This window comes from Variovorax sp. SPNA7, assembly GCF_033807855.1.
Lineage (GTDB): Bacteria > Pseudomonadota > Gammaproteobacteria > Burkholderiales > Burkholderiaceae_C > Variovorax > Variovorax beijingensis.
Window position 1 is genome coordinate 1173784 of sequence record NZ_CP138513.1, and the last position, 20990, is coordinate 1194773.

Below are 20990 nucleotides of genomic sequence, written 5' to 3' on the forward strand. Positions count from 1 at the left end.
AGCGAAGTACCAAGCCCGCAAGCGCGTTTCTCCAGAATCCCGCCACGGCGACCCGAACACAGGGCGTCGCTCACCTCTAGGAGACAACATGAAGCGTTTTCTGAAAGCGGGCCTCGTCCTCGCACTCGCCGGCACGGGGCTCGCCTCCCAGGCCGCCACCGAACTCGTGATCGCGACCGTCAACAACGGCCACATGATCGAGATGCAGAAGCTCACCCCCTTCTTCGAAAAAGCCAACCCCGACATCAAGCTCAAGTGGGTCACGCTGGAAGAAGGCACGCTGCGCCAGCGCGTGACCACCGACATCGCCACCAAGGGCGGCCAGTTCGACGTGATGACCATCGGCCTGTACGAGGCGCCGATCTGGTCGAAGAAGGGCTGGCTTCAGCCGATTGCCACCGACGCCGCCTACGACGCCGACGACCTGCTGCCCGCCATCCGCGCCGGCCTGTCGTACGAAGGCAAGCTCTACGCCGCGCCTTTCTACGGCGAGAGCTCGATGCTCATGTACCGCAAGGACCTGGCCGACAAGGTCGGCTTCAAGATGCCCGAGCAGCCCACCTGGGCGCAGGTGAAGGAACTGGCCGGCAAGATCCACGACCCGAAGGCCGGCCTGTACGGCATGTGCCTGCGCGGCAAGCCCGGCTGGGGCGACAACATGGCCTTTTTGACCACGCTGGTCAACACCAACGGCGGCCAGTGGTTCGACATGCAGTGGAAGCCGCAGATCGACACCAAGCCGTGGAAGGACGCGATCAACTTCTACGTCGACATGATGAAGGCCTACGGCCCGCCGGGCGCCTCGGCCAACAGCTTCAACGAGAACCTCGCGCTCTTCAACGAGGGCAAGTGCGGCATGTGGGTGGACGCGACCATCGCGGCCTCATTCATCAGCGATCCGAAGCAGTCGAAGGTGGCCGACAAGGTGGCCTTCGCGCAGGCGCCCGTGGCCGTCACGCCCAAGGGCGCCAACTGGCTGTGGACCTGGAACCTGGCCATTCCCGCCAGCTCGACCAAAGGCGCGGCCGCGCAGACCTTCGTGAAGTGGGCCACTTCCAAGGAGTACGTGAACCTGGTGGCCAAGGAGCATGGCTGGGGCACGGTGCCCACCGGCACGCGCAAGTCGACCTATGCGAACCCCGAGTTCCAGAAGGTCGCCAAGTTTGCCGCGGCCGAGAAGAAGGCCATCGACACCGCCAACCTCAGCGACAGCACCTTGCCCAAGTCGCCCTACGTGGGCGTGCAGTACGCGGCCATTCCCGAGTTCCAGGCCATCGGCGTGGCGGTGGGCCAGCAGATGAGCGCGGCGCTGTCGGGCAAGGTCACGGTGGACCAGGCGTTGAAGACCTCGCAGACGGCGGCGGAGCGCGAGATGAAGAAGGCTGGCTACTACAAGTAAGCGGTGAAGGGGCGGCGTGCCCATGACCGCCGCCGCATGCCCTCATCCCCACCCTCTCCCGCAGGCGGGAGAGGGGGCAACAGCCCGAGAGGAACACAAGATGAAACGACTCCTGCCCCGCGCCCTCATGGCGCCCGCCGTGCTCACGCTCCTCCTGTGGATGATCGTGCCGCTCGCGATGACCTTGTACTTCTCGTTCGTGAACTACAACCTCATGCAGCCCGGTGAACGCACCTTCGCGGGCATCGAGAACTTTCACTACTTCGTCACCGATCCGGACTTCTGGCCCGCCACCTGGAACACGCTGATGCTGATCGGCAGCGTGATCGTCATCACGGTGGTGTTCGGCGTGCTGCTCGCGCTGCTGGTGAACGAACCCTTCCCGGGCCGCGGCATCGTGCGGGTGCTCCTGATCTCGCCCTTCTTCGTCATGCCCGCGGTCAACGCGCTGCTGTGGAAGCACATGATGATGAACCCCATCTACGGCATCCTGGCCGACGTGTGGCGCTTCTTCGGTGCGCAGCCGGTCGACTGGCTCACCGACGTGCCGCTGTTCTCGGTGATCGTCATGGTGGCCTGGCAGTGGCTGCCCTTTGCCTGCCTGATCTTCATCACCTCGCTGCAGTCGCTCGACCGCGAGCAGATGGAGGCCGCGCGCATGGACGGCGCGAGTGCGTTCCAGCGCTTCTTCTACCTGACCATCCCGCACCTCGGCCGGCCGATGGCGGTGGTGATCATGATCGAGATGATCTTTCTGCTCAGCGTGTTCGCCGAGATCGCCATCACCACCAATGGCGGCCCGGGCAACGAGAGCACCAACATGACCTACCTGATCTTCAAGCAGTCGCTGATGAACTTCGACGTGGGCGTGGCCTCGGCCGGTGCGCTGTTCGCGGTGGTGCTGGCCAACATCGTGGCGGTGTTCCTGATCCGCATCATCGGCAAGAACCTGGACTGAAGGAACGACCATGCAACCCAGCAACTTCCTTCCGCAACTGCTGCGCACCGTGGGTGCCTGGGCCGTGGCGCTGCTGCTGTTCTTTCCGCTCGGCTGGCTGTTCCTCACGGCCTTCAAGACGGAGCTGCAGGCGATCCACGTGCCGCCGCTCTTCATCTTCGAACCCACGCTCGGCAACTTCAGCGAAGTGCAGCGCCGCAGCGACTACCTGCTGTATGCGCGCAACTCGCTCATCACCAGCCTGGGTTCGACCATCATCGGCCTGTTGATCGCGGCGCCCGCCGCGTACTCGATGGCCTTCTTCCGCACGAAGAAGACGCGCGACATCCTGATGTGGATGCTCTCCACCAAGATGATGCCGGCCGTCGGCGCGCTGGTTCCGATCTACGTGCTTGCGCAGACGGCGGGCCTGCTGGACTCGCTCACCGCGCTGACCATCGTGTTCACGCTGTCGAACCTGCCGATCATGGTGTGGATGCTCTACAGCGCCTACAAGGACATTCCGAACGAAATCCTCGAGGCCGCGCGCATGGACGGCGCGAGCCTGTGGACCGAGTTCCGCCACGTCGTGCTGCCGCTGTCGGTGGGCGGCCTCGCATCGACCGGCCTGCTGTGCCTGGTGCTGAGCTGGAACGAGGCCTTCTGGGCGCTCAACCTCAGCTCGGCCAAGGCCGGCACGCTGGCCACGCTGATCGCCTCGTACTCCAGCCCCGAGGGCCTGTTCTGGGCCAAGCTGTCCGCCGCCTCGCTGATGGCCATTGCGCCCATCGTCGTGTTCGGCTGGTTCAGCCAGAAGCAACTGGTGCAAGGCCTGACCTTCGGCGCCGTCAAGTAAAGAAAGGGAGACACCCCATGGCCTACCTGCAACTCAAAGACATCAAGAAGAGCTTCGGCGACGTCGACATCATCAAGGGCGTCGACCTCGAAATTCAAAAAGGCGAGTTCATCGTCTTCGTCGGGCCTTCGGGCTGCGGCAAGTCGACGCTGCTGCGGCTCATTGCGGGGCTCGAGCCGATCACCAGCGGCAAGCTGCTGCTCGACGGCAAGGACATCACCTGGGCGCCTTCGGGCAAGCGCGACCTGGCGATGGTGTTCCAGAGCTATGCGCTCTATCCGCACATGAGCGTGTACGACAACATGTCCTTCGCGCTCAAGCTCGCGGGCGTGCCCAAGGACGAGATCAAGACCAAGGTCGAGTACGCGGCCAAGACGCTCAACCTCACGCAGTACCTCGACCGCACGCCCAAGGACCTGTCGGGCGGCCAGCGCCAGCGCGTGGCCATCGGCCGCGCGATCGTGCGCGCGCCCAAGGTGTTCCTGTTCGACGAGCCGCTGTCCAATCTCGATGCGGCGCTGCGCGGCAACACGCGCGTCGAGATCCACAAGCTGCACCGCTCGCTCGGCGCCACCACCATCTACGTGACGCACGACCAGGTCGAGGCCATGACGCTGGCCGACCGCGTGGTGGTGCTCAGGGACGGGCTCATCGAGCAGGTCGGCACGCCGCTCGAGCTCTACGACCATCCGGCCAACCAGTTCGTCGCGCAGTTCATTGGCATGCCGTCGATGAACATGGTGGCGGCAAGCGCCATTCCGAGCTTCTCGGCCGCGACCGGCGGGCGCCTGCCGAGCGACGGCTTCCTGGGCGTGCGGCCCGAAGGCCTGCGCGTGCATCCGAAGCAGGCCGCGCCCGCGGGCGTGCCGGGGCGCGTGGAGCTGATCGAGGCGCTGGGCGCCGACACGCTGATCCACGTCGACGTGGGCGGCGTGCCGCTGATCGCGCGCCAGAACGAGCGTACGCCGCTGCATGCGGGCGACGACGTGGCGGTCGAGCTCGATCCGTCGGTGCTCCATTTGTTCAACCGCGAAGGCCGTTCGGTCTCCGCCTGATTTCTTCCGGAACATTCCCGTGACCCTCGCAGCAGCGCCTCTCGGTGCGCCAATCTCACCCCCGGCTCCTTCGGAGTTCGTGGTGCTTCACCTCGGACTCGGCTCGTTCCATCGGGCCCACCAGGCCGTCTATTTGCAGCGGCTGATCGAGGCGGGCGACAGCCGCTGGTCGCTCTCGGGCGCCAACATCCGTCCCGACATGGCCGAGGTCGTCGCCGCGCTGCAGGCGCAGGGCGGGCGCTACACGCTCGAAACCGTGTCGCCGGCCGGCGAGTACCGCTACGAACAGATCGAGGCCATCCGCGAAGTGCTGTCGTGGGAGCCCTCGCTGGCCGCGGTGGTTGCGCGCGGCGCGGTGCCGTCCACGCGCATCGTGTCCTTCACCGTGACCGAGGCGGGCTACTACCTCGACACCAAGGGCCGGCTGGACCTGTCGTTCGCCGATCTCGCGGCCGATATCGAGCGCGCACGCCGCGGCGATGCCCCGGGCGATGGCGTGACCATCTACGGCGCCGTCTGCGCGATCCTGCGTGCGCGCAAGGCCGCGCAGGCTGGCGCGGTCACGCTGCTCAACTGCGACAACCTGCGCCACAACGGCGAGCGCTTTCGCGCCGGGCTGCTCGAATTCATCGAGCGCGCGGGCGATGCCGATTTGCTGGCATGGGTGCAGGCCAACACCGCCTGTCCGAACGCGATGGTCGACCGCATCACGCCGCGCCCGCCACCCGAGCTGCGCGCGCGCGTGCAGGCCGCAACGGGGCGCGACGATGCGGCCGCCATCACCGGCGAGAGCTTCATCCAGTGGGTGATCGAAGACAACTTCGCGGCCGGCCGCCCCGACTGGGACCGCGTGGGCGTGGAGCTGGTCGAATCGGTGCAGCCTTATGAAGAGGCCAAGATCCGCATCCTCAATGCCACGCACAGCTGCATCGCCTGGGCGGGCACGCTGGCGGGGCTGAATTTCATCCACGAAGGCACGCACGACGCGGCCATCCGAAAGATGGCCTTCGACTACGTCACCGACGACGTGATCCCATGCCTCAGCCCGAGCCCGATCGACCTTGCAGCCTACCGCGACGTGGTGCTCGACCGCTTCGGCAACCCCGCGATCCGCGACACCAACCAGCGCGTGGCGGCCGACGGTTTCTCGAAGATCCCGGGCTTCATCGCACCCACAGTGCGCGAGCGGCTCGCCGCGGGGCAGCCGATCGACAGCGTCGCGATGCTGCCCGCGCTGTTCCTGGCCTTCCTGCAGCGCTGGCATCGCGGAGCACTGCCCTATGCCTACCAGGACCAGGGCATGGACGAGGCGGTGGCGCACGCGATCTGCGATGCCGCCGATCCGGTGCTCGCGCTGTGCTCGGACCCGGCGCTGTGGGGCGCCGCCGCAGGCGATGCGCGGCTGGTGGGCGCGCTGCGCGCAGCGAGCGCGCGCGTGGCAAATTTCCTGAAGAACCCTGGAGCAACGAAATGAGCGAACGTCTGAAGAACCGCCACGTGCTGCTGACCGGCGCCGGTGGCGGCATCGGCCTGGCCGTGGCCGATGCCTGCATTGCCGAGGGCGCGCGCTGCAGCGTGATCGACCGCGCCGCGGCGGCGCCCGAGGCGGTGCGCGCGCTGCAGCAGCAGCGCCCCGACAAGCTGGCCTACATCGCGGCCGACGTGACCGACACGCAGGCCATCGCGCACATGCTGGCCGAGGCGCAGGTCGCCTTCGGGCCGATCCACACGCTGTTCAACAACGCCGCGGTGTTCGACCTGGCGCCGCTGCTCGACAGCGACGAGGCTTCGTTCGACCGGCTGTTCGCGGTCAACGTGAAGGGCATGTTCTTCGTGATGCAGGCCGTGCTGCGCCACATGGTCGAGGCCGGCACGCAGGGTGCGTCGGTCATCAACATGGCCTCGCAGGCGGGGCGGCGCGGCGAGGCGCTGGTGTCGCACTACTGCGCGACCAAGGCCGCGGTCATCAGCTACACCCAGAGTGCCGCGCTGGCCATGGCGCCGCACGGCATCCGTGTCAACGGCATTGCACCCGGTGTGGTCGACACGCCGATGTGGGACCATGTCGACAGCCTGTTCGCCAAGGCCGAGGGGCTGCCGCCCGGCGAGAAGAAGCGCCGCGTGGGCCTGGAGGTGCCGCTCGGCCGCATGGGCGTGCCGGCCGACGTTGCGGGCGCGGCCGTGTTTCTTGCCAGCGACGAGGCGCGCTACATCACGGCGCAGACGCTCAATGTCGATGGCGGTAATGTCATGAGCTGAGATGAAAGCTTGCGTTTTGATTCGATGCGCTGGGTGTCATTCAGGGCTCGCTCCCGCCGACGGGGTACCTTGCTCCGCGAATGTCCCCCGGCCTTCGGCCTCCTCCTTTATTTCGCTGCGCAAGGCACCCCATCGGCGGGAGCGTTGGACAGAGCACTGGTTGATCAGCGGTGCACAACGAGCGTGCCCTGGTGCACAGAGCATCGGGTGCTCCCCGCAGCGAAATCAAGGAGGAGGCCGCAGGCCGGGGGACATTCGCGGAGGGGAGTACCCGGTGATCTGTGCACACGCCCTGAACAGAAGCGCCCTGAACAGAAGCGCCCTGAACAACAGCGCCAAGAACAACAGCGCCAAGAACAACAGCGCCAAGAACAACAGCGCCAAGAACAACAGCACCAAGAACGCACAGTCATGACCGAAGACTTCCATCTGTACCTGGACAGCGCCGACCTGCCTGAATTGCAGGCCTGCCTGCCGCACCCGGTGGTGCATGGCGTGACGACCAACCCCACGCTGCTCAAGCGCGCCGGCATCGGCCGCGGCGAAGTGCCCGGTCTGCTGAAGCGCTGCATCGAGCTGGGCGCACGTCAGGTGCAAGCCCAGGTGTATTCCAGTGACGTCGACGGCATGCTCGAAGACGCGGCCGCCTTGCTTCCGCACTTCGACCGGGGCCAGCTGGTCGTGAAGATTCCCGCCACGCGCCAGGGCCTCGACGCCGGCGCGCGGCTCATCGCGCAGGGCGTGCCCGTCACGTGGACCGCCGTGTATGCGCCCGAGCAGGCGCACTTCGCCGCGCAGCTGGGCGCGGCCTACGCGGCACCGTACCTCGGGCGGCTCGACGATGCCGGCGTCAACGGGCTGGCGCTGATCGCGCAGATGCAGGCGCTGGTCGCGCAGCGCCCTTCGTCCGGCACGCGGCTGCTGGTCGCCAGCATCCGCTCGCGCGAGGCTTATCTTTCGTTGCTGGCACTCGGCGTGGGCGCCATCACGATTCCGCCGCGCCTCTTTGCCGAGCTGCTCGACCACCCCGCCACGCTGGCCGCGGAGCGCGGCTTCCTGGCCGATGCACACGCCTTGCCCTGACAGAAGAGAATCCGAGAACCATGCGCATTGCACTCACGGGCGAAGCCCTCATCGATTTCACCGCCAGCGAGGCCGGCACGCTCGCGTTCCTGGGCCACGAGGGCGGCTCGCCGCTCAACACCGCCGTGGCCTGCGCGCGCCTGGGCCAGCCCACCGGCTTTCTCACCCAGCTGTCGACCGACCTGTTCGGCGAACGGCTGATGCGTTTTCTCGAACGCAACGGCGTCGATACCGGCTTCATCCTGCGCAGCAATGCGCCGTCGACGCTGGCCTTCGTCGAGCGCACGCCGCAGACCAACCGCTATGCCTTCTACACGCGCGGCAGCGCCGACGCCACCTGGGCGCCCGAGCCGCTGCCGCAACTGCCGGCGGAGTGCCGCTTCCTTCATTTCGGCTCGATCTCGCTGCTGCAGGAGCCGGCGGCCACGCGCATTGCCGAGCTGGTCATGGCCAACGCCGGGCGCCGCGTGATCGTGTTCGACCCGAACGTGCGGCCGAGCCTGATTCCCGACATGGCCGCCTACCGCGAGCGCGTGACCGGCTGGCTCGCCATGGCCGACCTGGTCAAGCTCAGCGACGAGGACGCCGAACTGCTCGCCCCTGGCCAGCCGGTCGACGCGCTGGCGGCGGAGTGCCTCCAGGCCGGCGCGCATGCCGTGATCGTCACGCGCGGCGGCGCGGGCGCCACGCTCTGGCGCACGGGGCATGCGCCGCTTGCCGTGGCGGCGCCGCAGGTCAAGGTGGTCGACACCATCGGCGCGGGCGACACCTTCACGGCCGGGCTTTCGGTCGCGCTGCTCGCGCATGGCGTCGAGCACCCGGCCCAGCTGGGCGCGCTTGGCGACGACGCCTGGCGCGAAGTGATGCGCTTCGCTGCCACCGCCGCCGCACTCAACTGCACCCGCGAAGGTGCCGATCCACCCACGCTCGACGCGGTTCACGCCGCGCTGGCGCAGGAAGACAATGAGGCCGTCGCTTCCCGGCCCTGACCCCGTGCTGCCATGACAACGTCCACACGCAAACGCTCGATTCCCCGTCAGCGCCAACCCGAGCTGGAGCGCGACATCGCGCGCTCCCCGTCGCTGGGCTACGAGGCCCCCGAAACCGGACTGGTGCGCTGCCTGGCGCACGGCTTTCCGAGCCCGCTGGTGCGATGGCACTTCCATGAAGACTACGAGCTGCACCTGATCACCGAGACTTCGGGCAAGGCCTTCATCGGCGACTGGATCGGGCCGTTCCAGCCCGGGCACCTCGTGCTCTGCGGGCCGCGGCTGCCGCACAACTGGATCTCGCTGGACGTGCCCGAAGGCGGCGCCGCCGGGCGCGACCGGGTGATCCAGTTCCGCCACGAGCCCATCGAGCGCGCCGCGGCCGAAATTCCGGAACTGCGCGAAGTGATGCAGCTGTTCGAACGCGCGCGGCACGGCATCGAGTTCTTCGGCATGTCGCAGCAGGCGCAGGCGCACTGGGACAACATCAAGGCCGCGCGCGGCGTGCGCCGGCTCGGCCTGTTCCTCGAGTTCATGGCCGACCTCGCGCAATGCACCGACTACCGGCTGCTCTCCAGCGTGCAGATGCAGGGCGCGCACGGTGTCGAGGGCGATGCGCAGGTCGACCAGATCAACGACATCGTCAACCGCATCACCAGCAACATGGCGGAGCCGATCTCCATGTCGGATGTGGCGGCCGAGCTCGGCATGAGCGAAAGCCGCTTCAGCCGCTTCTTCCGGCGCTCCACCGGCAACAGCTTCACCGACTTCGTCAACCGCGTGCGCATCAACAGCGCCTGCCACCTGCTGATGCAGACCGACCACTACGTGACCGACATCTGCTACCAGGTCGGCTTCAACAACGTGGCCAACTTCAACCGGCGCTTCCTCGAGATCAAGGGCATGACGCCGAGCGAATTCAGGCGCCAGGCCGACACGCGCTTCGGCTGACAGCCAGACCGAGCGCTTTCAAGGCAGCAATCAGGGAGCACCATCTTGTATCTGGGACTCGACCTCGGCACGTCCGAGCTCAAGGCGCTGCTGCTCGCCGGCGAGCACCGCATCGTCGGCGTGGCGCGTGCGCCGCTCACGGTCGACCGGCCCCAGCCGCTCTGGTCGGAGCAGGCGCCGGGCCAGTGGTGGCAGGCGCTCGAACAGGTCATGGGCGAACTGCGGGGCGCGCATGCCGGAGCGCTCTCGGCCGTGCGCGCCATCGGCCTGTCGGGCCAGATGCATGGCGCCACGCTGCTCGATGCCGCGGGCGAGGTGCTGCGCCCCGCCATCCTCTGGAACGACGGGCGCAGCGGCCCGCAGTGCGAGGCGCTCGCGCGCGCCGTGCCGCGCCTGGGCGAGATCGCGGGCAACCTTGCGATGCCCGGCTTCACCGCGCCCAAGCTGCTGTGGGTGCGCGAGCACGAGCCTGAAATCTTCGACCGCACGGCGCGCGTGCTGCTGCCCAAGGACTGGCTGCGCTTCATGCTCAGCGGCGAGGCCGTCAGCGAAATGTCCGATGCGGCCGGCACGCTGTGGCTCGACGTCGGTGCGCGCGACTGGTCCGACGAACTGCTCGCGGCCACCGGGCTCACGCGCGGCCACATGCCGCGGCTGGTCGAGGGCAGCGAAGTGTCGGCGCAGCTCAAGCCCGAACTGGCCGCGCGCTGGGGCGTGGGCAACGGCGGTGCGGTGCTCATCGCCGGTGGCGCGGGCGACAACGCCGCCAGCGCGGTCGGCATGGGGCTGGTGGAACCGGGGCAGGGCTTCGTGTCGCTCGGCACCTCGGGCGTGGTGTTCGTCTCGACCGACCGCTTTTTGCCGAACCCCGCGCAGGCGATGCATGCCTTCTGCCATGCGCTGCCCGGGCGCTGGCACCAGATGTCGGTGATGCTCTCGGCTGCGAGCGCGGTGAGCTGGGCCGCCAGGACCTTCAGGTTCGCCGACGAGGCCGCGCTGCTCGAAGCGGCGACGTCGGTTGCGCTGGCGGATCGTGCGCGCTGCCCGCTGTTCCTGCCCTACCTCTCGGGCGAGCGGTCGCCGCACAACAACCCCTACGCGCAGGGCGTGCTGTTCGGGCTCACGCATGCGCACGGGCCGGCGGAGATCGCCTATGCCGTGGTCGAGGGCGTGAGCTTCGGGCTGCGCGACGGCTTCGACACCCTGCGGCTGCCGACCGGCATGCCGCTGCGCGAAGTGGCGCTGGTGGGCGGCGGCGCGCGCAGTGTCTGGTGGGGCCAGTTGCTGGCCGACATCTTCCAGGTGCCGCTCACGCTGTACGCGGGCAGCGAGACGGGTGGGGCGCTGGGTGCGGCGCGGCTCGCGTGGCTGGCCGACGGCGGCGAAGTGACCGAGGTGTGCACGCTGCCGCCGGTGAAGCAACAGCTGGTGCCTTCGCTCGAAGGTGCCGATGGGCACAAGACGCGCCATGCGCGCTTCCAGGTGCTCTATATGGCGCTGCGCGACCAGTTTCGATAGAGCCAGCACCGAGCGCCCATAAAAAAACCCGTCGCAAGACGGGTTTTTTACTTTCGCGAAACACCGCGGAACCGGCTTTGCCGGGCCGCAGGTGTTGCCCCCGGTAGGGGGTGGGCGTAGCGGACACGAAGTGCCGCGCAGCCTGGGGGCGAGCGAAATTACATCCCCATGCCGCCCATACCACCCATGCCGCCCATGTCGGGCATGCCGCCGCCGGCACCGGCCTCATCCTTCGGTGCGTCGGCGACCATGGCTTCGGTCGTCAGCAGCAGCGAGGACACCGAGGCGGCGTTCTGCAGCGCGGTGCGGGTGACCTTCGTCGGGTCCAGGATGCCCAGCTCGAGCATGTCGCCGTACGTGTCGTTCGCAGCGTTGAAGCCGTAGTTGCCCTTGCCGGCCAACACAGCGTTCACCACCACCGAGGCTTCGCCGCCGGCGTTATTCACGATTTCGCGCAGGGGTGCTTCGATGGCCTTGAGCACCAGCTTGATGCCGGCGTCCTGGTCGGCGTTGTCGCCCTTGATCGAGTCGCCCACGGCTTGCTTGGCACGCAGCAGAGCCACGCCGCCGCCAGCCACAACGCCTTCTTCCACTGCAGCGCGGGTGGCATGCAATGCATCTTCCACGCGAGCCTTCTTTTCCTTCATCTCGACTTCGGTGGCAGCGCCAACCTTGATCACTGCCACACCGCCGGCCAGCTTGGCCACGCGCTCTTGCAGCTTTTCACGGTCGTAGTCGCTCGTGGCTTCTTCGATCTGCACGCGCACTTGCTTCACGCGGGCTTCGATGTCGGCCGCAGCGCCCGAACCGTCGATGATGATGGTGTTTTCCTTGCCCACTTCGATGCGCTTGGCCTGGCCCAGGTCGGCCAGCGTCACCTTTTCGAGCGTCAGGCCCACTTCTTCAGCGATGACCTTGCCGCCCGTCAGGATGGCGATGTCTTCGAGCATGGCCTTGCGGCGGTCGCCGAAGCCAGGTGCCTTCACAGCCACGACCTTCAGGATGCCGCGGATCGTGTTCACCACCAGCGTAGCCAAGGCTTCGCCTTCGACTTCTTCGGCAATGATCAGGAGCGGACGGCCAGCCTTGGCGACTTGTTCCAGCGTGGGGAGCAGGTCGCGGATGTTGCTGATCTTCTTGTCGAACAGCAGCACGAAGGGGTTGTCCAACAGCGCCGATTGCTTCTCGGGGTTGTTGATGAAGTAGGGCGACAGGTAGCCGCGGTCGAACTGCATGCCTTCGACGACGTCGAGTTCGCTGTCCAGCGACTTGCCGTCTTCCACGGTGATCACGCCTTCCTTGCCGACCTTGTCCATCGCGTCAGCGATGAGCTTGCCGATGGTTTCGTCGCTGTTGGCCGAGATCGAGCCGACTTGCGCGATTTCCTTCGACGTGGTGGTGGGCTTGGAAGCCTTCTTCAGCTCGGCGACCAGGGCCGTGACAGCCTTGTCGATGCCGCGCTTCAGGTCCATCGGGTTCATGCCGGCAGCCACCAGCTTGAAACCTTCGCGAACGATGGCCTGGGCCAGCACGGTCGCGGTGGTGGTGCCGTCACCGGCGTTGTCGCTGGTCTTGGAAGCCACTTCCTTCACGAGCTGGGCGCCCATGTTCTGGAGCTTGTCCTTGAGTTCGATTTCCTTGGCGACCGACACACCGTCCTTGGTGACGGTGGGGGCGCCGAACGAGCGCTCGAGCACCACGTTGCGGCCCTTGGGGCCCAGGGTCACCTTGACTGCGTTGGCGAGGATGTTGACACCCTCGACCATGCGTGCGCGGGCTTCACCGCCGAAGACTACGTCTTTTGCTGCCATGTTTTATTACTCCGAATGGGGATGGATGGATTACTTCTCGACGACCGCGAACAGGTCGTCTTCCTTCATGACCAGCAGTTCGTCGCCATCGACCTTGACGGTCTGGCCGCTGTACTTGCCGAACAGGACGCGGTCGCCGACCTTGACGGTCAGTGCGGTCAGGTCGCCCTTGTCGGTACGCTTGCCCGGGCCCACGGCCAGGACTTCACCCTGATCGGGCTTTTCGGCGGCTGCGTCGGGGATGACGATGCCGGAGGCGGTCTTGGTTTCGCTGTCAACACGCTTGACGATCACGCGATCGGCCAAAGGACGAAGTTTCATTGCATCTCCTGGATAAGAAACGGGGTTGTGGTCGGGCGCCGGCGGGAAAGGCCGGCGGCCCATCGACTGGAAGCGAGGCTTGTTAGCACTCGTCAGCAGCGAGTGCTAATCATAAGGGCAATCGGCGGACTTTCAAGGGCCGGGGGCGGGGTGGATGCGGGAGAAGCGGGCGTCAGCCGCCGCCCCTGGACGTGCATTTTTTCACGTGAACGGCGGGTGTGCGGCTCGCAATTGCTACTTTCGGGTGCTTCCGCCGCAGGAACATCGACTTACATAATCCCTGCACAAAAGCCAGCCCGTATCCGGAGCGGCAGGACGCATTCAGGGAGTCCCATGTTCAATCTACACGGCGTGCCTGCACGCCTGCGGCAGCCATGAAGCGCCGCGTCACCATCCAGACGCCGCTGGGCGAAGCACTGCAATTCCACCGCTTGGTCGGGCGCGAGGCGCTTAGTCAGGCCCACGCTTTCGACCTGGACCTGCTGGGCAGCAACAACGCCATCGACGCGAAGGCCCTGCTGGGCAAGCCCGCCACCATCGTGATGGGGAACACCTTGCTCAGAAAATTCATAGAGATCGCTAGATCGACCTTCCGCCTTGCCTGGAGGCAGAAGCTGGGTTGGCTGGCTGCAGGCGCATGCGCGCTGCTGCTGGTCGGTTGCGGCGATGAGATGGTCCCAGCGTCAGTCATGGGCTACAACCACATGAGCGACTGGGGCATCGCGAGCTTTACGGTTGATGGTGCAGGGGGGCCGAACCTGACGCCGAGATCTGGAGGCGGAGGATCGTCATGCTGCGGAAGAGTTCCGGCGCGTTGGCGCCCCGGCATGAAGGTCAAAGTGCAGTGGAGCTACGACACCACGCAAGGTGGTCCCAGACCGCCACCGCCTCAGGAAGCGGAAGTTGAAATCCCTGAATATTCCAAGCGCACGGGAGATATTCAGGCGCATTTCTATCCAGATCACAAGGTCAAGGTCGTGGTCTCCAACTATGGCATCGAGCATCCTCGCTATCCCATGAGCGAAGAGGACAAGCTGCCCTGGGAAACCAGCAAGCAACTGCTGGAATACGAGAAGGAAGGGAGGCTTCCTGAATGACCGACAGCATCGATGCGGCTTTGAACCCCGCCCTCGGCTTGACCCGAAGCCGCGAGCGCCCGTTGACGCCACGCGAACTGATGCAGCGCGACAAGGCGGTCTGCGCCGCCAACCCTGTGAGTTCGAAGCCCAGCTGCACCGGCGTCATCTTCGTGGGCATGTTCTTCGATGGCACCGGCAACAACGAGGATGCGGATTTCAAGAAGCCAGAGCGTCCTCCGCGCGAACAAAAGCACAGCAATGTGGTGCGGCTGTATCACGCGTTTCCAGGCCAAGATAAGGGCGGATACACGTCCGGCACCACAGGCTACTTCCGCTACTACATACCCGGCGTGGGCACGCCCTTCGAAGAAATCGGCGACGACGGCAAGGGTTTCGGTGGCCAGATCTCGCAGACGCTGGGCTCCACCAGTGCGTGGTACGGCGAACCGCGGATCATCTGGGGGCTGACGCGGATGTTCAATGCCGTCAGTTGGTATGCCTACAAGTCCAACATCTTCGACAACAAGACGGCGGCCAAGCTGGCCCGCGACCTGAGCGGCGTCACCTCCTTCGGCCCGGAACGGCGCAAGACGCTCAAGGACACCTGGCAGACCAAGCTCAAGTCCCAGCTGGTCAACCGCAAGCCCGAGATCACCCAGATCAATCTCAGCGTCTTCGGGTTTTCTCGCGGCGCCGCCGAGGCGCGCGCTTTCGTCAACTGGCTCTACGAGATCTGCGAACACAAGGACGGCGGCTACCTCTTTGCCGGCATCCCGCTGCGCGTGCAGTTCCTGGGCCTCTTCGACACCGTGGCCTCGGTCGGTGCGGCCGGGTTGTACAGCGTGTTCGAGGGGCGCCAGAGCTGGGCCTGGAACAACATGCAGGTGCAACCGGCCGTGGAGCAGTGCCTGCACCTGGTGGCGGGCCACGAGGTGCGCGCCTGCTTTCCGCTCGACTCAGTGCGCATCGACGGCAAGTACCCGCCCAACGTGCGGGAGTATGTGTACCCCGGCTCGCACTCCGACGTGGGTGGCGGCTACATGCCGATGTGCCTGGGCAAGAACGACTGGAAACAGGACGATTGGCAACTGGTGCGCAAGCAGGACGACCGGCAGCTGGCGCGCATCCCGGGCTTCGAGATGTACTGCGCGGCCATGATTGCGGGCGTGCCTTTCACGCCGCTGGAAAAACTGCGGGAACCGGTGGCAGATGCATTGGTGCCCCATCCCGACACAGTCGAAGCCTTCCACGCCTACTACAGGGCCGCGGGCATCACGCCCGGGCCCGTGGAAGAGATGCACCGCCAGCACATGGGCCACTACTTCACCTACCGCTGGCAGTTGCTGGACAGTGGATTGCAAGCCTCGCCGGAATGGGCGCGCGCGAGCCGGCATCCCAACAAGGGCAAGAACTACGACGGCGAGCTCCAGTGGCTGCAGGCCACGCAGCGCGCGCTGATCCATGTGATTGCGGCGGTGCTGGCCGAAATCGACCGCCGCATCGAAAGCGGCAACAGCCGCTGGAGCTGGAGCAAGGACGACCGGCTGAAGCAGCCGCTCGCCTTCGACCTGGGCGTTCAGTTGCTGAGCCCGGTGGCGACCCTCGCCGAACTCGGGGGCAAGGCCGATTCGCGCATGGACCGGCTCAAGGAAGGCGAACTGCAGGGTAGGGCCGCCGCGCTTGCCAAGAGGGCGCCCGAGTACCTGGCCAGGTGGCGCAAATGGCTGGCCGACAACCAGCAGGCCGAAGTGCACGACACCGACATCGAGCGCGAGCCGGTGCTGCTGCTCGAAAGCTTGAAGCCGAAGGCGCTGCCCGCGGACGTGTCGGCGTTCTTCTCGGGTTTCGTGCACGACTCGATGGCCGGGTTCATCGGCTTCGGCATGCCCGAGTTCGAGGCCAACGGCTTTGGCCTGGCGAAGTTCCGGCGCATCTACGCGGGGAACAGGGGCGACGATTTCCTGCGCGGGATCGTCATCAGGGCGAACGAAAGGAAGATCGCCGCCGCCCAGGCACTGCGTACGAAGACCGCCCAGTGGCGGATGGAGTCGGAGAACTACAGGCGCGCCAATCCGAATCCTTGGTAGCCGCGGAGGCGAGCAAGAGCTACCCGCCTATTCCGGCGCGTGCGCCAGCACGAAGGACAGCGATGCCAGGTGCTCCACCTTGTCGGTCTTGAGAGGGTCTTCCGGCGGTGCGGCCAACAGGGCGGTGACGACGTTCAGGCCTTGGTTGCGCACCTTGATGACCACGCTGCCGTCGGCGCCGCTTGCCACGGGCGGGGCGTCGGGATCGTTGACGAAATCACCCAGCACCAGGGCGCCCGCCACGGGCTTGCCCTGGTAGAGCACGCGCAGGCGCAGGTCTTGGCCGAGCTTCTCGGGCAGGGTGGAATCGACCGGGACGATCTGCAGCGTGTGCCCGGGCAGCGGCGGCAAGGCACTGCGCAGCGGGCTGCGCAGGTGCACCGCATATTTGAAGTTGTGGCCGCTCGTGAGCGCGCCGGGGACTTCGTTCTTGCCCTTCTTGAGCCATTTGCCTTCCGGCGTCTTGCTCCAGATGCCGTTGTCGAGCACCGCCGCGACGATGGCGGGTTTCTCCCTGGTGTCCACGAGCAGCAGGCGTCCGTTCACCTCCAGGGCAGTCGGCACGGGTTTGCCGAACGCGTCGTAGGCGCTGACCGCGGTGATCAGCGGCTGCCGCTTGACCATGTCCAGGTCGTCGGCGCCTTCGCCATAGATCAGGGCGAGATCGCCCGAGCGCTGGGCGAACCAGATGCCGTGCGCCTGCGCGCCCGCGGAAGAAAGTACGGCCGCCGCTGCGAGCGTGGCCAGGGCGGCGATTCGGTGCAGTTTGTTCATCAGAGGTCCAGCTTCAGGCTGGCCACGACGCTGCGCTTGGCGCCCGGAATCACATACAGGTTGCCCCACGAGGCGGTGTAGAAGTTCCGGTTGAAGAGGTTGTGCACGTCGATCGACACGCGGGCGGTCTTGTTGATCTGCCAGAAGCTCACCAGCTTGACGGTGGTGTAGGCCGGCAGCGAGTAGGTGTCGGCGCTGTTGCCCGAACGGTTGCCCACGTAGTTGATGCCGGCACCCACACCATAGCGGCTGCCGTCGGGCAGCGCATCTTCGCGGATGGCGAACAGGCCGGCGCTCGTCTTCGGGATGTTCACGATGCGCGTGCCGGGTGCCAGCGTCGCGTCCTTCGAGATGCGGGCGTCGAGGTAGGCGAAATTTCCGCTCACCCGCCAGTTCTTGTCGATCTGGCCGTAGACGTCCGCCTCGAAACCGCTGCTCTTGACCTCGCCGGCCGCGACGGAGAAGCCGGGCGTGTCGCTTGCCGTCAGCACGTTCGTCTTCTTGATGTCGAACACGGCCAGGTTGGCGCCCAGTCGCTGGTCGAGCGTCTGCAGCTTCACGCCGGCCTCCAGCGCGGTGGAACGCTGCGGATCGAAGGCCTGGCCGTTCTTGTCGGTGCCGCTGTTACCTCGAAACGACTTGCCCGCGGAGACGTACCAGGAGCTCCAGCCGTTCGGCAGGTAGGTGAGGCCGGCGCGCGGCGAAACAGCATCGTGCTTCTGGGCGCTGTTGCGGTTCACGCGGTCTTCGATGCTTTGCCTGAAGTGGTCGTAGCGGGCGCCCACCAGCAGCTTCCACTGCGGCGAAAGGCTGATCTGGTCTTGCAGGAAAACGGCGCTCGCGCGCTGGTGCTCGTCCGAGCTGGAGGTGAGCGAGGTGAGCGGCGGCTGGGCCCTGCCATAGACAGGCTGGTAGATATCGATCGGATAGTTGCCCGAGCGGAGGATTTCGGTGTTCATCCATAGCCTGGACGCTTCCACGCCGACCAGCAGCGTGTGGGCCAGGGCGCCGGTCGTGAACTTGCCTTCCAGCTCCGCCTGGAAGGAAGTGTCGCGCGACGGCAGCTGGCGCCAGGTGGCGCGGCGGTTGAGCGTCCGGTTGTCGCTGGCGAGGGAAGTCGCTTCGGTGTAGTTGCCGGAGAAGGTGCTTTCCTTGTAGCTCGCACCGACGCGCGCGCGCCAGTTTTCCGACAGCTGGCGGTCCAGCGTGAGCTGGTGCGTGTTGCTGGTGAGCGTCATGTTGCCGTCGCCGGGCTCGTTGAGCACGCGGTCGCGCGGCAGGGTTCCGAGCAGGCCGCGAACGTTGATCAGCCCGCGGTCCAGCGGCGTTTTCGAACGCAGGAACTCGGACTCGTAGTTGAGCACTGTCTTGTCGTCGATGACCCAGGTCAGCGCGGGCGCGACCAGGGTGCGCCGGTTGCTCAGCAGGTCGCTTCGGCTGTCGCCTTCTTCCACCGCCAGGTTCAGCCGGTAGGCCACGTTCTGGCTCAGCGCGCCGGTGCTGTCCAGCGTGCTGCGGCGCAGGCCCTGGCTGCCGATGCTGAAGTCGGCCGTGTTGCGGCGCGTGAACTCCGGCTTCTTGGTGACGATGTTGATGGTGCCGCCCGGCTCGCTGCTGCCGTAGACGGCCGAAGCCGGGCCCTTGAGGAATTCGAAGCGCTCGACCGTGGCGGTGTCGCGCGGCGGGTTGTAGCCGCGCGAGCCGGGGAAACCGTTGACCAGGAATCCCATGTCGGTACTGCTGAACCCGCGGATGCCGAAGTTGTCCCAGGTGCCGCCGAAGTCGTTGAGACGCGTGATCCCGCTCACAAAACCCACCGTGTCGGCCAGGCGCGTTGCACCCATGTCCTCGATCAGCTGGCTGGAGACGATGCGCACCGACTGCGGCACCTCCCGCAGCGGCGTGCTGGTGCGCGTGGCGCCGCTGCTGCTCGTGGGGTTGTAGCCGCCGGATTCGGGCTCGGCGACAACATGCACTTCGGGCAGCGACGTGCTCGCAGGGTCCGGCTGTCCGGTGCCGGTGCCTTGTGCCATGGAGAGCGGGGAAATGGAAGCGAGGGGGAGCAAGGCAAAAGCGATGCGGGACGACCGGATGCGGGATCTCATTGCAATTTGTAGACGTTTTATTTACAGTTAATGAGAATAACTCTCATTACCTATTGTAGACGTACGCTACAGCTGGTCGGTCGGCACGAACCATGAGAACAGCAGCAGCTGCAGCCGCGTGAGCAGGCTCGAATCGGGCTCGCTGTCCAGCACCTCGTTGTCCACGTCCCCGGTGCCTATCCATTGCACGTTCTCGCCGTCGGGCATCAGCACGACGCGGTAGACGCCCTCGATGTCGTCCAGCTGGTAGGCATAGAGCAAGGCCTGGGTCAGCTCGAAGCTTCGCACGCGGACGCCGAACTCGGTGTTCAGCCGTGCCGAGCGCGGGTCGAGGTTCATCGAGCCCAGCAGCACCCATTCGCGGTCGACCAGCGCGAGCTTGGCATGCAGGCGGCCGCGCGCCTTCTTGAGCAGGTTGCGGAACTGGCGGTTGCGCCTGAGCTGCCGGGTGCTGACCTCGTACAGGTTCACGCCCAGCTTCAGCATGTCGACGCGGTAGCGGTTGTAGTTGATGTTGACCAGCGGCTCGTCGCTGTCGGCCAGCGAATTGGTGATGACGCTGATGCGCACGCCGCGCTCCCGGCCCTCCCGGATGCGGGCCATGCCTTCGTCGCCGGGAATGAAGTAGGGCGAGATCACCACGACGTCCGAACGCGCCGTGGCGGTCATTTCATGAAAGCGCGCAGCCAGCGATTCGGCCGGCGACGCGAGGGTGCCCAGCGCCTTGTTGGGGCTGTCGGCCGCGGCATGGGCGTCGGCGCGCATCCACTTCATGCGGCCGATGTCGGCCAGCTGGGCGCCGAGCGGCGGATCGCCCATCAGGTCGGTGCCGAGCAGAGCGTCGGGCGGCGGGGCATGGGCCGGCGAGGTGGCGGCTTCGAACTCTGACTTCAGCGCCTCCGGAGTGCCGCTGGCGCCGGCGATCCGCTGGAGCGGGTAGACGACGTCGCTGTTCCAGTAGGTGTCGAAGATGCGGGCGGCCTCGGGGACGACGGGGCCGGCCATGATCAGTTCGAAGTCGATGAAGTTGGCATCCTCGCTGCGCAGGAAATATTCGTCGGCCAGGTTGCGGCCGCCCGCGATGGCCATGGCGCCGTCGGCCACGAAAAGCTTGTTGTGCATGCGATGGTTGAGCCGGCGGAAATCGCCGAAGAACTCGAGCCAGCGCGTGGCCGAGTGGTCGCGGGCGTTCACGAAGGGATTGAACAGCCGGACCTCGGCGTTGGGTTCCGCGGCCAGGCCGAGCAGCAGGCGGTCCATGCCGGTCGTGTGGAAGTCGTCGAGCAGCAGGCGCACCCGCACGCCGCGCCGCGCGGCATCGCGCAGTTCGCGCAGCAGCAGGCGGCCGGTCTTGTCGTTGCCGAGCTGGTAGGTCTGCACGTCCAGGGAGGCTTGTGCCCGCCGCATCAGTTCGAAGCGCGCATCGAGCGCAAAGGACGCCTCCACCAGCGGCTGGATGCTCGACAGCCCGTCGTGCGCGGCGTTCAGGCTGGCCGCTGCGCGGCCGAGCGTGGTGGAAGTGGAGGCGGCCATCGACAGCGTCGGCGCCTCGGGCGTGCGCGGAGGAAGGCCGGCGCAGCCGGCGAGCACCCAGGCGATGCCAGCGGCCACCAGCCAGAGCGCCAGGCCGCGCGGCGCGGGAAACAAAGAGGCGATGAGCTTGTCGGGCATGGGCCTGGGGACGCACACGGCGTGCGGCCGGGATCGTAGCCGCTTTGCCCTGTGCCACGCTGCGCCGCCGGCGCAAGCGCTGCCCGAACGTCCCC

The 20990-nt window shown here is 66.5% G+C and carries 17 protein-coding genes; 12 read left to right on the forward strand and 5 right to left on the reverse strand.

What is annotated here, in order from left to right; genetic code table 11:
• The first annotated feature begins 88 nt into the window (after window positions 1-88).
• From RZE77_RS05285 to xylB, 10 genes are all read left to right on the forward strand, one after another.
• On the forward strand, window positions 89-1399 hold the full coding sequence (locus RZE77_RS05285; protein WP_319440998.1) for an ABC transporter substrate-binding protein: 1311 nt from the start codon (window positions 89-91) through the stop codon (window positions 1397-1399).
• A gap of 100 nt (window positions 1400-1499) precedes the next feature.
• Window positions 1500-2357 carry a carbohydrate ABC transporter permease gene (locus RZE77_RS05290; protein ID WP_319430049.1) on the forward strand — a complete coding sequence of 286 codons (858 nt, stop codon included), beginning with the start codon at window positions 1500-1502 and terminating at the stop codon, window positions 2355-2357.
• Window positions 2358-2367: 10 nt separating this feature from the next.
• A complete protein-coding gene (locus RZE77_RS05295) occupies window positions 2368-3192 on the forward strand; it encodes a carbohydrate ABC transporter permease (RefSeq protein WP_047783686.1) in 825 nt (274 codons plus the stop codon).
• Between the two features lie 17 nt (window positions 3193-3209).
• On the forward strand, window positions 3210-4247 hold the full coding sequence (locus RZE77_RS05300; protein ID WP_012746260.1) for an ABC transporter ATP-binding protein: 1038 nt from the start codon (window positions 3210-3212) through the stop codon (window positions 4245-4247).
• Window positions 4248-4329: 82 nt separating this feature from the next.
• Window positions 4330-5721 carry a D-arabinitol 4-dehydrogenase gene (gene dalD / locus RZE77_RS05305; protein WP_319442309.1) on the forward strand — a complete coding sequence of 464 codons (1392 nt, stop codon included), beginning with the start codon at window positions 4330-4332 and terminating at the stop codon, window positions 5719-5721.
• Window positions 5718-6506: an L-iditol 2-dehydrogenase gene (locus tag RZE77_RS05310; protein ID WP_319440999.1), complete on the forward strand. Its 789-nt coding sequence runs from the start codon at window positions 5718-5720 to the stop codon at window positions 6504-6506. The genes dalD and RZE77_RS05310 overlap by 4 nt, the downstream gene beginning before the upstream one ends.
• Before the next feature lie 411 nt (window positions 6507-6917).
• Complete coding sequence (locus RZE77_RS05315; protein ID WP_319441000.1) at window positions 6918-7589, forward strand: transaldolase family protein; 672 nt, start codon at window positions 6918-6920, stop codon at window positions 7587-7589.
• A 20-nt stretch (window positions 7590-7609) separates the two neighbouring features.
• Window positions 7610-8578 carry a carbohydrate kinase family protein gene (locus RZE77_RS05320; RefSeq protein WP_319441001.1) on the forward strand — a complete coding sequence of 323 codons (969 nt, stop codon included), beginning with the start codon at window positions 7610-7612 and terminating at the stop codon, window positions 8576-8578.
• 12 nt (window positions 8579-8590) lie between these two features.
• Window positions 8591-9529: an AraC family transcriptional regulator gene (locus RZE77_RS05325; protein WP_124957466.1), complete on the forward strand. Its 939-nt coding sequence runs from the start codon at window positions 8591-8593 to the stop codon at window positions 9527-9529.
• Window positions 9530-9574: 45 nt separating this feature from the next.
• Complete coding sequence (gene xylB, locus RZE77_RS05330) at window positions 9575-11047, forward strand: xylulokinase (protein ID WP_319441002.1); 1473 nt, start codon at window positions 9575-9577, stop codon at window positions 11045-11047.
• A gap of 158 nt (window positions 11048-11205) precedes the next feature.
• On the opposite strand, the gene groL is transcribed toward xylB, so the two are convergent.
• Both groL and RZE77_RS05340 read right to left on the reverse strand, forming a co-directional pair.
• On the reverse strand, window positions 11206-12858 hold the full coding sequence (gene groL / locus RZE77_RS05335; RefSeq protein WP_021005833.1) for a chaperonin GroEL: 1653 nt from the start codon (window positions 12856-12858) through the stop codon (window positions 11206-11208).
• 30 nt (window positions 12859-12888) lie between these two features.
• Entirely contained in the window at window positions 12889-13179 is a 291-nt protein-coding gene (locus RZE77_RS05340; RefSeq protein WP_018907465.1) for a co-chaperone GroES, read from the reverse strand.
• A 704-nt stretch (window positions 13180-13883) separates the two neighbouring features.
• Between RZE77_RS05340 and RZE77_RS33340 the strand changes: the two genes are divergently transcribed.
• A complete protein-coding gene (locus RZE77_RS33340) occupies window positions 13884-14276 on the forward strand; it encodes a DUF3304 domain-containing protein (protein ID WP_405547585.1) in 393 nt (130 codons plus the stop codon).
• Window positions 14273-16345: a T6SS phospholipase effector Tle1-like catalytic domain-containing protein gene (locus tag RZE77_RS05350; RefSeq protein WP_319441004.1), complete on the forward strand. Its 2073-nt coding sequence runs from the start codon at window positions 14273-14275 to the stop codon at window positions 16343-16345. The genes RZE77_RS33340 and RZE77_RS05350 overlap by 4 nt, the downstream gene beginning before the upstream one ends.
• 27 nt (window positions 16346-16372) lie before the next feature.
• On the opposite strand, the gene RZE77_RS05355 is transcribed toward RZE77_RS05350, so the two are convergent.
• From RZE77_RS05355 to RZE77_RS05365, 3 genes are all read right to left on the reverse strand, one after another.
• Complete coding sequence (locus RZE77_RS05355; RefSeq protein WP_319441005.1) at window positions 16373-17119, reverse strand: DUF4198 domain-containing protein; 747 nt, start codon at window positions 17117-17119, stop codon at window positions 16373-16375.
• On the reverse strand, window positions 17119-19224 hold the full coding sequence (locus tag RZE77_RS05360; RefSeq protein ID WP_319441006.1) for a TonB-dependent siderophore receptor: 2106 nt from the start codon (window positions 19222-19224) through the stop codon (window positions 17119-17121). Before RZE77_RS05360 ends, RZE77_RS05355 begins: the two co-directional genes overlap by 1 nt.
• Window positions 19225-19290: 66 nt before the next feature.
• Window positions 19291-20895 (reverse strand): phospholipase D family protein, encoded by a 1605-nt coding sequence (locus RZE77_RS05365; RefSeq protein WP_319441007.1) that lies wholly within the window; start codon window positions 20893-20895, stop codon window positions 19291-19293.
• Between the last annotated feature and the right edge of the window lie 95 nt (window positions 20896-20990).